Origin of the sequence: Pseudoalteromonas sp. OF5H-5, from assembly GCF_021530695.1 — a bacterium.
Classification (GTDB): domain Bacteria; phylum Pseudomonadota; class Gammaproteobacteria; order Enterobacterales; family Alteromonadaceae; genus Pseudoalteromonas.
Map to the genome: position 1 here is coordinate 141578 of NZ_JAKGBF010000004.1, position 13373 is coordinate 154950.

11 protein-coding genes are annotated in these 13373 nt (G+C 44.7%); 5 read left to right on the top strand and 6 right to left on the bottom strand.

The features are described from left to right. The first annotated feature begins 20 nt into the window (after positions 1 to 20). Positions 21 to 452, top strand: a complete 432-nt coding sequence (locus L1271_RS07385; RefSeq protein ID WP_102056734.1) for a MarR family winged helix-turn-helix transcriptional regulator — start codon at positions 21 to 23, stop codon at positions 450 to 452. Positions 453 to 471: 19 nt separating this feature from the next. Here the strand turns inward: L1271_RS07385 and L1271_RS07390 are convergent, their stop codons facing one another. Further along, positions 472 to 1362 (bottom strand): LysR family transcriptional regulator, encoded by an 891-nt coding sequence (locus tag L1271_RS07390; RefSeq protein ID WP_010604665.1) that lies wholly within the window; start codon positions 1360 to 1362, stop codon positions 472 to 474. A 107-nt stretch (positions 1363 to 1469) separates the two neighbouring features. On the opposite strand from L1271_RS07390, the gene L1271_RS07395 reads away from it, so the two are divergent. Both L1271_RS07395 and sbcB read left to right on the top strand, forming a co-directional pair. Beyond that, on the top strand, positions 1470 to 2672 hold the full coding sequence (locus L1271_RS07395; protein ID WP_174168935.1) for an MFS transporter: 1203 nt from the start codon (positions 1470 to 1472) through the stop codon (positions 2670 to 2672). Positions 2673 to 2930: 258 nt separating this feature from the next. After that, complete coding sequence (gene sbcB / locus L1271_RS07400) at positions 2931 to 4400, top strand: exodeoxyribonuclease I (protein WP_235367476.1); 1470 nt, start codon at positions 2931 to 2933, stop codon at positions 4398 to 4400. Between the two features lie 574 nt (positions 4401 to 4974). On the opposite strand, the gene L1271_RS07405 is transcribed toward sbcB, so the two are convergent. Further along, positions 4975 to 6876 (bottom strand): propionyl-CoA synthetase, encoded by a 1902-nt coding sequence (locus L1271_RS07405; RefSeq protein WP_235367477.1) that lies wholly within the window; start codon positions 6874 to 6876, stop codon positions 4975 to 4977. 381 nt (positions 6877 to 7257) lie between these two features. Here L1271_RS07405 and L1271_RS07410 point away from each other — a divergent pair, with 381 nt between their 5' ends. Continuing rightward, positions 7258 to 7449: a hypothetical protein gene (locus tag L1271_RS07410; RefSeq protein WP_235367478.1), complete on the top strand. Its 192-nt coding sequence runs from the start codon at positions 7258 to 7260 to the stop codon at positions 7447 to 7449. A gap of 140 nt (positions 7450 to 7589) precedes the next feature. Here the strand turns inward: L1271_RS07410 and L1271_RS07415 are convergent, their stop codons facing one another. The 4 genes from L1271_RS07415 to L1271_RS07430 form a co-directional block, all read right to left on the bottom strand. Continuing rightward, the gene (locus L1271_RS07415; protein ID WP_010604660.1) at positions 7590 to 8255 is read right to left on the bottom strand and encodes a GntR family transcriptional regulator; all 666 of its coding nucleotides are present in this window, start codon (positions 8253 to 8255) and stop codon (positions 7590 to 7592) included. A 139-nt stretch (positions 8256 to 8394) separates the two neighbouring features. After that, a complete protein-coding gene (locus L1271_RS07420) occupies positions 8395 to 9891 on the bottom strand; it encodes an aldehyde dehydrogenase (NADP(+)) (protein WP_235367479.1) in 1497 nt (498 codons plus the stop codon). Positions 9892 to 9975: 84 nt separating this feature from the next. Beyond that, on the bottom strand, positions 9976 to 10977 hold the full coding sequence (locus tag L1271_RS07425) for a 4-hydroxyproline epimerase (protein WP_211868853.1): 1002 nt from the start codon (positions 10975 to 10977) through the stop codon (positions 9976 to 9978). A 4-nt stretch (positions 10978 to 10981) separates the two neighbouring features. Further along, entirely contained in the window at positions 10982 to 11896 is a 915-nt protein-coding gene (locus L1271_RS07430) for a dihydrodipicolinate synthase family protein (protein ID WP_211868845.1), read from the bottom strand. Positions 11897 to 12124: 228 nt separating this feature from the next. On the opposite strand from L1271_RS07430, the gene L1271_RS07435 reads away from it, so the two are divergent. Beyond that, a complete protein-coding gene (locus tag L1271_RS07435) occupies positions 12125 to 13360 on the top strand; it encodes an NAD(P)/FAD-dependent oxidoreductase (protein ID WP_235367480.1) in 1236 nt (411 codons plus the stop codon). The last annotated feature ends 13 nt before the right edge of the window (positions 13361 to 13373 follow it).

A 13373-nucleotide genomic window follows, 5' to 3' on the forward strand; every position in this document is an offset into this window, starting at 1 on the left:
CTACTTTGTAGGAATATGTGATGAACTACCCACAATTAAAACTAGACGCTCAAATCTGCCACCGCCTCTACATGGCTTCCAATGGTATTGCCCGTGCTTACCGAGCATCTTTACAAAAACTCGACTTAACCTACCCTCAATATGTGGTGATGATGGCACTTTGGGAGAAAGATGAAATCAGCATTGCTGAGTTACTAGAGAAAACCGCCATCGATGGCGGTGCTATGACACAAATATTAAAGAAAATGACTGACAAAGCCCTGCTTTCAATCGTTAAAGACGAAAAAGATAAGCGCAAACGAGTGGTAAAACTACAAAGTAGGGGTCAAGATCTGCAACATCAAGCTGCCACAATTCCTGAGCAGATCCGCTGTAAATTTCCAAGTATCGACGAGCAAAAAGCACAAGCACTTATTGAGTTACTAGATTCGATCAATGGTGATTTGGCCTAAAGTAGAAATCAAAAGATAGTCATTGTAGCGCGCGTTCTAAATGTGCCAAAAACGCTGATATTTTTTTGGCCAGATGTTTACGGCCAGCATAGAACGCATAAAGTACAAGGTCTTCCGGTTGCTGCTCTAATTTAAGTGGTACCAGCGCGCCTGACTCAATTTCTGCTTTACAGGAGTTCAGTGGCAAGATAGCAAATCCAACCCCTGAAAGCGCGGCAGACTTAGCTATAAACCCACTGTTTACCCTAAAGTTTGATTTAACATTCACCGTCGTTAATCTTCTTTCATTGTTAGTAAATATCCAAGGTGTACCGTTTACTGCGGTAAGGGTTGAAATACAAGGTAGAGATTGTAAATCTGCTAATCTATACGGCGAAGTATGCTTTTCTAGCAAGCTGGGTGCTGCCACTACGACGCTTGGTAATCGAGCCAGCTCTTTAACCACCCAATTGCTATCCTCAAGCTTGCCACGATGAAAGTAAAGCACGACATCAAAGCCATCTAAGAGATTTTCTCTTGGACTCAGGCTGGTATCACAACTTATTGAAATTAATGGATGTGCAGCGCAAAAGGTTACCACTGCTTGACCAAGAATGGGGATGTCGGGCATCACTATACGCAAATGCCCCATTGGCGTAGAGGCATGTTTATTTACTTCTTGCAACGCATCCGACAGCGAATCGATTAACGGCTTTGTACTCACATAAAGCTGCTCACCCGCTTCTGTCACTGAGATCCGCCTTGTCGTTCGTTCCAACAATCTTGCATCAAGCTTTTCTTCAAGTAGTGCAATATGACGACTTACGTTGGAGGTTGGTATATCCAGAAACTCTGCCGCTTGTTTGAAGCTTAAGCATTCATAAACACAGTGGAAACTGTTAAGCCACTGAGGGTCAATCTGATCAATCATTTTATTAGCCCAACATATGGGTTTATCAATTCAATAATAGACACTTTATTACCTAATTAAGGCTAATACAATCAAGGCTTCTTTGTTTATATCAATTAAGGATGTCTATGTTTTCAGCTTCAATGACCACCTTAGCAAGCCCAAAAGCAAAATTTGGGTTATGTTTTGTCATCCACTTTTTAGTCGCGTTAGATGCATTAATCATTGTACCCTTTAGCGCGGATATGGCGCTAAGCTCAGGTACCAACCCATCAAATTCGGGACTACTCGTTTCAGCTTATGCAATTGCCGCTGCTTTCACTTGTTTATGTGTGCGCGGTACAGGCAACCTTTCAAAGGAGAAATACAAAGTCTTTATTTTTCTGTCAGCAACCACATTGTTAACCTTACTTACTTCAGCACTCGAAAGTTTTTATACCCTGCTTTTCGTACGTGCATTGACTGGTATTGGTGGCGGCGCACTGGTAGTACTCAATCTCAACTTGGTGATTCAGCTAAGCCATGAAAACGACAAGAAAAAAGACACCGCGATACTGTTGAGTGCTTTTCCACTCGCCTTGGCAATTGGGATCCCTGCGCTATTATTTATCACAGCAAATCAAGGCTGGCAGTTGGGGTTCATGATACTGGGAAGTGGCTTAGCCATTACAGTGCTATTATTTACATTTATATTTCTCTTAAACATAAAGCAAGCTTCGCAAAGCATCGATAGCAACCCAATGCCAAGCAACGCATTTAACCCGACCAAAACTCTTAAATACGCGCTATTCATCGCATTTTTTGTGGTGCTAAGTACATTTGCAGTTTCAACTCAATTTCCGGTGATGCTAATTACCAACTTAAACATCTCAAGCTCGATGCTAAGCGCGAGCTACTTATTTAGTGGTGTGTGTTCGTTTGTTGCAGTTCAGCTATACGCTCGAAGTAAGCTAAACAATCACACAACCTCATACTTAATTTACTTTCTTAGTGGCTTGATGATATTGGCAGCCTTGTTTGGTTTTACGATAAGTTCAGTTATTTTTGCAGCCGGACTTTTTACCCTGTTTGTGATTGCAAGCGCTACCCGCTCTATGATCTTAGTGACAGAACTTATAACCTCACTTCACGCAGAAGAGCGCAGTACCTTTATCAGTCTGCAAAATGCGATACAGCACTTTGCGATAGCCTCTGGCGGCACTATTGCAAGTTTGCTAGTCACGCCCCGCGAAAACCACACACTTAATTTTAATGTATTGATTGTAGTTTCAGCTCTATTAATAGTTATAACAGTTGCTATGTGGAGAAACTTTCAAAGAAAGCGCTTTTAATCGCGATTTAGTGATTGAACAATAGGTAATTGGGCAGTTTGATTGTCAATAAGTGACGTAGCTTCCCCAATTACCGCTCTGATTTGTTTTAATAAGACAATCCGCCATGGTTATACCTTACTCTAAGCGCGCCTCTATGCGATAATGCTTGCCTATCGTTAATCATATTTGTCGTGATGATATACACAGTTGTCATACCATCACGACAAATATAATTAACCAAAACAAACAAAAACAGTAGAATAACTTTTTGACTTTATGACAAATACAAACCAATCAGATACACCGAATAATGCCCAGAACATCCCAACTATTTTCTGGCACGACTACGAGAGTTGGGGTGCCACGCCGCAAAAAGACAGGCCAAGCCAATTTGCTGGGATCAGAACGGATCTGGACCTCAATATTATTGGTGAGCCACTGATTGAGTATTGTCAACCAGCACCTGACTATCTCCCGCATCCTCAAGCCTGTTTGGTCACTGGGATCACACCACAGTTAGCACTAAAAAAAGGCCTGACCGAGGCTGAGTTTATGGCAAGGATCCACACTGAATTTGCAAAGCCACAAACCTGCGTTGCTGGATATAACAGTATTCGGTTTGACGATGAGCTAACCCGTTATAGCCTTTATCGTAACTTTTATGACCCCTATGAGCGTGAATGGCAAAATGGCAATAGCCGTTGGGACATCATAGATCTGGTAAGAGCCTGTTATGCGCTTCGCCCAGAAGGAATAGAATGGCCAACCAGAGAAGATGGCAATCCGAGTTTTAAACTGGAACACTTAACCGTCGCCAATGGCATTGAGCACGGCGCCGCGCACGATGCATTGAGTGATGTTACCGCAACGATCGCGCTGGCTAAACTGATTAAAACCAAACAGCCAAAACTGTATGAGTTCTACTTTAATCACAGACATAAAAAAGCGGTATCGAGCCTAATCGACGTTTTCAATATGCAGCCTTTGGTACACGTTTCTTCTATGTTTCCGGCACAACAAGGTTGCACCACTTGGATTGCGCCGATGAGTTTTCACCCGGTCAATAGCAATGCCGTGATCTGCTTTGACTTAACACAGTCGCCAGAGGTATTGAATGACCTTGACGTTGAGGCGCTCAAACAACGGCTTTATACAAAACGCAGCGAATTGGGTGATGATGAGTTACCAGTTGGATTAAAACTAGTACATATCAATAAATGCCCGTTGGTTGCGCCCGCTAAAACCCTCTTGCCCGAAAACACAGCGAGGCTTGGAATTGACCGCGAGCAATGCCTTGAAAACTTAAAGTACCTTAAAGCACGTCCAGAGCTAAGGGATAAGGTTGCAGAAGTCTTTAGCGATGAAAAGGGATTCGATAAACCAAGCAATCCGGATTATCAACTCTACAACGGTTTCACCAGTAAGGCCGATAAAGCCAAATTTGCAATCATTCGCAATGCATCTCCTGAAGAGTTGGCAACCATTGAACTGGATTTTGAAGACAGTAAATTTAACACGTTGCTGTTTCGCTATCGAGCAAGAAACTGGCCGCAGTCGCTCTCACCTGTAGAGCTTGATAAATGGCGTAAATACTGCCAAAACAAGTTGATGCATAATGAAGATAACCCTTCAATTTCAGCCGAAGATTTTATGCTAGAGCTTGAAAATTTAGTCGCAGAGAATGAAGGTAATGAGCACAATATGCAGATCTTAAAAGCGCTTTATCATTACGCTCAAAGTTTGTAGTTAATGCCGTAATAGCCCGCACCGCTTGGCGCTAATATGAAATGCTGACTTCGTCGATAAACAGCAGTGCGGCTTACTAATATAATTTGCATTGGCAAAATATTCGTTCTGCTTGTGTTGAAATAACCCCTCTAAGAAATGAAGAGTTTATATTGCATTAATACCAATTCGCTTAATTAAGCTACCTATTTTGAGGCGAAAAAATCTTGTCGATAATCAGAAAAAAATCCTATTTAACCTGAGGTTTGGATAAGGAATGAACTAACTCACTGTTTTTTAATCACCTTAAACTATCTTCTTAACTAGCCAGAGAGTTTTGGGGGATAACTCCGATCTCGCGCCCTGCTACCGCACTGGTACCTACATCCTTGTAGGCAAGGCAAATTTACGGCCCAATAGCTGGGCTATTGGAAGTGAATTTAACGCAGTTAGCGCTAAAACTGGCTGCTAGAAAGACATTAATTATCCGAAGCTCAGGTTATTTAGTGTTCTAAATAAGAAAGCTTTAACACCGTTAGCGTCAGGTTTGCTTCTTCAAATTGAGCAAGTGTTAAGGCCAATTGGTATAATTCTCTCATCTATTATGGTGTTGGCATGTATTCCACATTAGCTGTAACTCTTCAATAATGGTGGGGTCGTCAATGGTAGATGGCACGATGATGTCTTCACCGTCCACCAGCTGGCGTAAGTTCTTTCTGAGTATTTTACCTGAACGGGTTTTGGGTAAACGCTCAACCACTTTAATGGTTTTAAGACAGGCAATCGCACCGATTTTTTCGCGGATCAGGCTTCTTATTTCCTCTGCAATGGCCGTTTCTGTGGTGTTTACGCCATCTTTCAGTACCACCATGGCAATAGGCACTTGGCCTTTTAGCTCGTCTTTACCGGCAAACACGGCGCATTCTGCAATTGCATTGTGGCCTGCGACGATCTCTTCCATTTCACCGGTTGACAGTCTATGCCCGGCTACGTTTATTACGTCATCGGTGCGGCCCATAATAAACAAGTAGCCGTCTTCATCAAAATACCCGCCATCGCCAGAGAGGTAATAGCCGGGGTATTGTGATAAGTAACTGCCTTTAAAGCGCGCCGTGTTATTCCAAATAGTGGTTAAACAACCGGGAGGGAGTGGTAATTTCACTGCAACGACACCTTGTTGATTGGCCTCGCAAGGACTGCCGTCCACATCAAGGATCTCGACTTGATAGCCCGGTGTGGGAACAGTGGCACTGCCCGCCTTTGTTGGCATCAATTCAATTCCAACTGGGTTAGATGCAATTGCCCAACCCGTTTCGGTTTGCCACCAGTGGTCAATTACCGGCAGCTTTGTGGTGGACTGTAGCCAATCGTAGGTAGCAGGGTCAAGTCGTTCACCAGCTAAAAATAGCGCTTTTAGACTGCTTGTGTTGTAGTTAGCCAAGAGCGCAGCGCTCGGATCTTCTTTTTTAATGGCACGAAATGCCGTAGGTGCACTAAAAAGTGCAGCCACTTGGTATTCTTCTACCACTCGCCAAAACGCCCCTGCATCTGGGGTTTTAATCGGTTTACCTTCGTATAATACGCTAGTGCAACCATAAATCAGTGGGCCATAAACAATGTAAGAATGGCCCACAACCCAACCAATGTCAGATGCTGCCCAAAATACTTCGCCGGGCGCCATGCCGTAAACGGTTTTCATACTGTAGTTTAATGCCACAGCATGACCGCCCTGCTCTCGCACTACTCCTTTGGGTGTACCTGTGGTGCCAGAGGTATACAAAATATAAAGCGGATGCGTGCTTGGTAACGGCACGGCATCAAAGGATTCTGGCGTGTTTGCCACCACCGCCCAGTCTAAGTCTCTTGGCGATGACATCTGCGCTTGGTATGCTTCACGCTGTAACACAACGCAATGTTCAACTTGATGCTTTGCCAGCGACAAAGCCTCATCCAGCATAGGCTTGTATTCAATAGTGCGGCCTACTTCAATTCCGCAAGAAGCACAGATCACTAGCTTTGGTTTAGCATCATCTATTCTCACCGCAAGCTCATGGGGCGCAAAACCGCCAAACACCACGGAATGAATAGCACCAACGCGCGCGCAAGCAAGCATAGCAACGACCGCCTCAGGCACCATGGGCATATAAATTACGACCCTATCCCCTACGCTCACATCAAGCTGATTTAAGCCTGCCGCAAAATGGCTCACTTGAGTGAGCAACTCGCGATAGCTAATTTTGCGTTTGGTATTCGTCACCGGCGAGTCATAAATTAATGCTGTTTGCTCTCCTCTCCCTTGGTGTACATGATGGTCGAGTGCCACATAACTGGTATTCATCAAACCATCGCTAAACCAATGACTCAACCCCTCTTGGTCTTGGCTATGTCCGATTTTTGGTGGCGTGTGCCAATCAAGCCGTGTCGCTTCTTTAAGCCAAAACGCCTCTGGGTCTTGGGTAAATGTGTGGTATGCCTGTTGATAGGTTGTTGTTGTCATAATAAGTTACTCAGTTTCGCTGGAACTTAGTAAAGATAGATAAAAAATCGCCAAGTTTTGATGAGACTTTAGTCTTGCGAGGATGATATAGATCAAGGTTGGGGGCGTTAGATACGATTATGGTTTGTATGGGGGATACAATAGCTTAGCTAATGTACATTTCCAAAGTTAAGCTTACTTTCTTTTAGAGTTAAGAAAGTGCCTTTGGGAGTCATCTACTCGCTACGAATAAATTGCCCTACTTTTTAACAAAGAAAGTTGGTGGATGTTTGATTAATCTGGTACTAATATAAAGCAGAATGAGGCGATTGCAGGTGTTACTGTTTACTGTTAGTTTGCTCTGCACGCTCAAAGTTATTTAAAAAATAAAGGATTATTTCTATGTCTCCCCCTAAAAAGCTAAACAATCAGTTTCTTGGAAAAAGTATTGCAGTTGGCGCAGTTATTGGAACTACAATAGGTGTTATGGTTGGCGTAGCGTTTAACATACTAGCCTTTAGTGTGGCAATAGGTGCGGCTTTTGGGTGTAGCCTTGGAGTTGCAGTATGTGCCGCCTTTACTCAAAAGAGTTAGCATAAGTTAAAAGATAACCTTAAATGAGCACTTGCTCTTGCAAGCAAATATAATCACAGCCCCCTGAACAATCGAGCCGCCATTGGAATATACGTGACGATTGTTCAGATATCCGCCGAAGCCTACCCCACCAAGTTTACCTACTGCTCGCTTTCAAGCTTAAGCAGCAATGCTTTGATATCATCTTTTGCGCCAGTAATATGTTTTTTCAAAAAGTCACATGCCCCTTTGGTATTTTTATCGCGGCACAATTCCAATAGCTGGCGGTGTTCATCTGGTGCGGTTTTAATGCCACCTGCAAGTAGGATATGCATGCGCACATAACGCTCGGAATTTTTACTGTACACATCCACCAGCTCACGAGTCTGTGGGCGCTGTGCTTTGCTGTAGAGTTTGCTGTGAAATTCGGCGTTAAGCTTGCCAGTTGCCAGTTGTGTATCGCCAGCAGCCATTGCTTCTTCAAGCTCGGCTAAGATGGCTTCAGCTTCTAGCAAGTCGCGCGCCGTTAACTTATCGATTGAATGGCATAAAAGCTCGGCTTCCAACAATGCGCGTAGGTCAAAAATTTCGTCGATTTGCTCAGCGCTTAAACGTGTGACCGTCGCGCCTTTGTGCGCTTCGAAGTTAACTAAGCCTTCGGCTTCTAGTTGCAGCAGTGCTTCTCTAACGGGAATACGACTTACATTTAACTCATCTGCCAGCGCGGCTTGCCTCAGCGGCTCGCCCGCTTTGATTTCGCCTGTGAGGATTTTTTCACGAATTGCTTCAGCAACTAATTGAGTTCGAGTTTTATGTACAATCGCCATAGTATTTAGTAATTATTGTTTTATGAACTCATTATAAACGCATCTGAGTTCAAATTGCATGTTTGTCGAGTATATAAGTTTGATGTGCGAATTATGTCTGAATAAAAAAGCCCATAGCAATGCTATGGGCTTGGTTTGCTTAACTTTGTATACAAATTGGTCTTACGAATCGTTTTAGCGCTTCTAACCCTACCGACGTTGAACGTACATCAGTTGATGACGGGAACGGCCCGCCATGGTTCATGGTGGCACACACTTCAACGCCCGTTGGCATTTGCCCATAAATCAATCGACCTACGCGGTATTGTAACGCCTCTATGATGTCTTCGGCTTGATGTAAGTCAGAATCAGTGCCATGAATACTGGCGGTGAGCTGCCCATCTAAGTCTGCGATTAAGTCCTCAAGCTGCGCTAAGTCGTCATAGCTCACCACTAAAGCACTTGGCCCAAAGACTTCTTCTTTAAGCCTCTCGTCAGATACAAAACTTTTGCTATCCGTTGAAAACAAGTGCGCGTTGGCGTGAAACGGCTGTGCTTGCTCACCAGCGCTCAACAACGTTACTTGAGGGTGTGCTTTTAGCGCCGCAGTGCTGTTTTGATAAGCTTTTAAAATGCCAGGGGTTAATAAGGTATCGGAAGGTGCTGCGCTAATATTTTGCTTAGCTGTCTCGATAAATGTTTGTGAATGATTGCTTGGCACCAGCCAAATACCGGGGCTAGTACAAAATTGACCATTGCCCATAAGTAAAGACTGGACAAATTGTGCACCAAGCTCTGCGCCTTGCGACTGTATTTTTTCAGGTAAGACAATTTGCGGGTTTACGCTGCCAAGCTCACCGTAAAGCGGGATAGGTTCATCGCGCTTCGCTATAGTGCCCTGCAATGCTTTTGCGACGCCAAAGGAGCCCGTAAATCCAACCGCTTTGATAGGCTCAGCTTTAACCAGCCGATGCGCGACATCGTACGCTTTCGCTTGCAGCATTGAAAACACCCCGCTTGGCATATCACATTTGCTTATTGCTGCAGCAATGGCCTTGGTCATTAGCTCACACGTTGCCGGATGTGCTGGGTGACCTTTATACACCACGGGGCAACCAGCGGCTAACGCAGCTGCAGTATCGCCTCCAAGCGTTGAGAAAGCGTAAGGGAAGTTTGATGCACCAAACACCGCAACAACGCCAATAGGAATATGCTTAAGCTGTGTTTTTGGCTTAGGCAGCGGCGTGCGATTTGGGTCCGCTTGCTCTTCCTTAGCAAGGCAAAGCTCAGCTAGGTTATCTCTCAGCGCTGCAGCAAATGCGTTTAATTGGTTTACCGTGCGGCCACGCTCGCCCTCGAGCCTTGCCCTTGGCAGGTTAGTTTCTGCCATTGTTGTGGTTATTAGCCCATCACCTAAGGCAAGAATTTCTTGGGCTATGGTTTCTAAAAACTCTGCTCGAGCAGTCATCGACGTTTTACGATAAGCCTTAAAAGCCTGCTCTGCCGCATTAACAGCTTCCTCTACTTGTACTTCACTAGCGTTAAAAAATGCTTGCGTCAGCGGCTCATTGGTTGCTGGGCAAAACGCGTAAAACGTTGTTGCCGTTTGTGCGGCTTGCCACGCACCGTTAATGTAGCTCTTTCCTGATAAATTCATTGTTAGCTCCTGTTTTCTTTCAATCTTAATGGCTAGGGCCTGTTGATCTTTCAAGTTTGTTTTTGCAGCAAAGGTCAACAGGCCCTAGAGCACCTGAAAACCAAATGCATACGGATCTTCGTCATCTACAGTGATACAATTACTCCCCGTTTGACGTGCCCAACCTTGAATACTTGGCAGAATTGCGGCTTTTCCCGCGACTTCAGTTGTGCCTTCAACCTTACCGATAAATTGGCTGCCTATGATGCTCTCGTGAACAAAAGTGTCGCCATCTTTTAGCAGTCCTTTTGCAAACAGCTGTGCCATGCGTGCACTTGTGCCGGTGCCACAAGGCGATCTATCAATCGCTTTATCGCCATAAAATACCGCGTTTGCAGCATGACTATCTGGATGTTGTGGCTTGCCTGTCCATAACACATGGGAGGCGCCACATACAGAAGAATCTTCGGGATGAATTGGATTTATTTGCGCGTTAACTGCCGCGCGCACTTTGGGGCTCCATGCCAATAATTTAGCAGCGCAGCTTTGATCCACACCAGCAAATAGACTTTGAGGCTCAACAATAATGTAAAAGTTACCGCCGTAGGCAATATCAACGATGAGCTCCCCTAGCCCATCAACATGGACAGGCACCGCTTGGTACGCCAAAAATGCCGGCACATTGTAGAGCTTTACCCAAGTCACTTTATCTGCCTTCATCTCATAATAGGCATTCACGCGCCCCGCAGGGGTGTCAAGCTTGAGTACACCATGTTCCTTTGGAGTTATAAGACCGCTTTCAAGGCCAAAAGTGACAGTCCCGATAGTGCCGTGCCCACACATCGGCAAGCACCCAGAAGTTTCGATAAATAGGATTGCCACATCCCCATCAGCAGTGGTCGGTGGATATAAAAAGGCACCCGACATCATGTCATGGCCCCTGGGCTCAAACATCAGTGCGCGCCTTATCCAATCGTAGTCGCGTAAAAAATGTTGGCGCTTTTCACTCATGCTCTCGCCCAAAAGCGGTGGATGACCACTCGTGACCAAGCGCACGGGATTGCCACAGGTGTGGCCATCTATACAATAGTAGGTGCCTAAAATCATACGCCTAGTCCAAGTTATATTGGCTTAAGTCAATTCGATTTGCCATCGCTTCATCGTACAAACGACTCACGTAAGCTTTTTGCTCTTGGGTGAGTGGCAATCTTGGAGAACGAGTCACTTCACTACCGCGTCCAGCCAAATGTTCTGCATATTTGATGCACTGCACTAGTGTCGGAATAGTATCTAAGCGTAGCAAAGGTAAAAACCAACGCCACAATGCGCGCGCTTCCTCATAGCGACCTTGTTCAGCAAGTTTATAAATAGCCACTGACTCGCGTGGGAATACATTGGTTAATCCCGAGATCCAACCTGTCGCACCAAGCATCAGGCTTTCCAGTGCGATATCATCAACACCACCAAATACAACGTAACGATCGCCAAATGCGCTAAACAGCTCGCTAATACGGCGGGTATCTTCCGTTGCTTCTTTTACTGAAACAATATTGGACTCCTCAGCTAAGGTTTTCATACCTTCAATAGACACATCGACACCGTAGGTCACCGGATTGTTGTAAATCATAATAGGTAATGCCGTGCTTCGCGCTACCTGTTGGTAATGATGAATCGCTTCGCACTCGGTTGAGCGGTAAACCATCCCCGGCAATACCATCAGTCCATCTATGCCGAGCGCTTCTGCATCTTTGGCAAACTCGACAGCCAGTGCAGTTGTGGTCTCAGCCACACCACTAAGTAGTGGCACTCTATCACCTACCACTTCTGTCGCCGCTTTTAAAACTTGGCGTTTCTCGTCAGCCGTGAGTGAGCAGTTTTCACCGACGGTGCCTAATACTATGATGCCATGAACCCCTTCGTTAATCAGGTTATCTATCATCTCTTTGGTGGTATCAAAGTTGATGCTTTCGTCATCATGGAATTGAGTGGTTACTGCTGGATATACACCCTGCCAATTTACGTTCATGGTTCTCGCCTTTCATTAGGTTGTTTAGTTATTGTGCTTGCCATAATAGGTATATTGTATACAATAATCAATATTCAAAAGAGAGATTTTTTAACCATTAGCTCAAATGACTGACTTAAACGTCTGTAATCTTATGATTTGTAAGTGGTAAATTTTTTCTTTTTGGTATTTAAACGAGACCTGATTGATGTCTATGTGGAAATACAATTTAGGATGGAGAGGTAAATTGTGGAAAGTAATAATAAAATTGCAGTGATCGGTGCAGGGATCATTGGGATAACCACCGCGCTGCAATTAGCTAGACGAGGCCACGCTGTTACCTTGCTCGATAAAAATCAGCCCGCAGAGGGATGCTCCAAGGGTAATGCTGGGCATTTTGCCACGGAACAGGTATTTCCAATGGCAGACGCAGCTTTACTAACAAAGGTGCCTGGCATGTTAGTCAATCCGGTGGGGCCTTTGCGAATTGAGACCACCTCTTTGCTCAAAAATATGCCTTGGTTTGTACGATTCTTAAAGCAAATGAAAAGTAGCTGTTTCCACGAAGGTACAATCGCACTTAGAAGTTTAAATGAACGCGCACTACCCGCATATCAGCGTTTACTTGGTGATAAGTATCATACACTTATATCTAGCAACGGCAGTTTACTGGTATTTGAAGGTGACGAAAGCTCTGCCCGTAAAAGCTATAACAAATACACCGAACAAGACATCTCAGTGAGCTTAATTACAGGTGATCAAGCCCGAGAAATGGAGTCGAGCCTATCAAGTACCATTACCTCAGCACTGTATTTTGATAAAGTCGGGCATAGCACAGATCCCTACGCCCTTTGTTTGACTTTATATGAGCAGTTTATGCAGCTAGGGGGAGCATTCAAACAAGCCTCAATCGACAATATTATCCACACAGAGCATGGCTATACACTTCACTCCAAAAGCCACAAGATGACCTTTAACAAAGTAGTTGTAGCAACAGGAGCGGCAAGTAAAACACTCTGTGCGTCTTTAGGTTACTCACTGCCCATGATTGCCGAGCGTGGTTATCACAACATGTTGGCAGTGAAGAATACGCTTACACGACCTGTTGCATCAAGTGAGCGAGGGTTTATCATGACGCCCATGTCACAAGGTTTACGACTGGCCGGCACGGTAGAATTTGCCACACTGGATAGTAAACCCAACTACAGCCGTGCTCGTGCATTATTACATCACGCAAGCATTCTATTAAGGCAAACTCTGCCACAACACAGTGAGGCGCTTTGGGTTGGCTGCCGCCCCTCACTCCCAGATTATTTACCTGTCATCGGACAAGCGCCAAATCATCACAACCTATATTTTGCACTGGGTCATCAGCACTTAGGACTGACCCAAGCCGCAATTTCAAGTGAATGTATCGCAGATCTTATTGACAACAAGCCCAACGACATCGATCTTACTCCCTTTAGTATTGCTCGATTTAATTAGCTAAGGATCACAA

Excerpts from the sequence above, each read along its gene's own strand:
- L1271_RS07385 (WP_102056734.1), top strand. The coding sequence starts at position 21 with ATGAACTACCCACAATTAAAACTAGACGCTCAAATCTGCCACCGCCTC.
- L1271_RS07390 (WP_010604665.1), bottom strand. The coding sequence starts at position 1,362 with ATGATTGATCAGATTGACCCTCAGTGGCTTAACAGTTTCCACTGTGTT.
- L1271_RS07395 (WP_174168935.1), top strand. The coding sequence starts at position 1,470 with ATGTTTTCAGCTTCAATGACCACCTTAGCAAGCCCAAAAGCAAAATTT.
- sbcB (WP_235367476.1), top strand. The coding sequence starts at position 2,931 with ATGACAAATACAAACCAATCAGATACACCGAATAATGCCCAGAACATC.
- L1271_RS07405 (WP_235367477.1), bottom strand. The coding sequence starts at position 6,876 with ATGACAACAACAACCTATCAACAGGCATACCACACATTTACCCAAGAC.
- L1271_RS07410 (WP_235367478.1), top strand. The coding sequence starts at position 7,258 with ATGTCTCCCCCTAAAAAGCTAAACAATCAGTTTCTTGGAAAAAGTATT.
- L1271_RS07415 (WP_010604660.1), bottom strand. The coding sequence starts at position 8,255 with ATGGCGATTGTACATAAAACTCGAACTCAATTAGTTGCTGAAGCAATT.
- L1271_RS07420 (WP_235367479.1), bottom strand. The coding sequence starts at position 9,891 with ATGAATTTATCAGGAAAGAGCTACATTAACGGTGCGTGGCAAGCCGCA.
- L1271_RS07425 (WP_211868853.1), bottom strand. The coding sequence starts at position 10,977 with ATGATTTTAGGCACCTACTATTGTATAGATGGCCACACCTGTGGCAAT.
- L1271_RS07430 (WP_211868845.1), bottom strand. The coding sequence starts at position 11,896 with ATGAACGTAAATTGGCAGGGTGTATATCCAGCAGTAACCACTCAATTC.